This is a genomic window from Dellaglioa sp. CoH-57-MRSF-17, assembly GCF_056782015.1.
This window is the reverse complement of sequence record NZ_JBXAXY010000062.1, coordinates 1-404: the sequence shown is the minus strand read 5'-3', so window position 1 is coordinate 404 and position 404 is coordinate 1. Positions and strand designations below refer to the sequence as shown.

Annotated in this window: 1 protein-coding gene; it reads right to left on the bottom strand. The window is 60.9% G+C overall.

Translation table 11 applies throughout. The annotated features are described in order from the left end of the window. A partial coding sequence (locus AC1RPJ_RS07860) for a hypothetical protein (RefSeq protein WP_481762857.1) occupies nucleotides 1-404 on the bottom strand: 404 nt, incomplete at both ends.

The following is a 404-nucleotide window of genomic DNA, read 5'->3' as shown; positions in this document are numbered from 1 at the left end:
GTACCGCGCGTAATCACGCCGATTTGCTGGACGTAATCGCCAACGTAGCCGCCCGGCTGCACGTCACCGAACAGGACCCGGCGCTGCACTGCCGTCAGCGTGTACTCGTAAGTCACGGTAACCGTGTCGCCTGCCGTCAGGCCCGAGACCGTTTGGCCCGTGACCTTGACCGTCGTGCCGTCAACCGGAACCCATGCGCTGGTCGTTTGGTCGTAGATACCGACCGAAGTTGCAGTCGTCGGCACCAGCGACAGTTTCACGCTGCCCGTAGCCTGGACCAAGAAGGTTTCGACCTTGTTGTAGGTAGCTTCAGCGAACGGAGCTGCCGACGTACCTGCGAACGAGAAACCAACGAACAGATCAGTTGCTTGACCCGTCGAAGGCTGCACGCCAGCAGCCGTGTT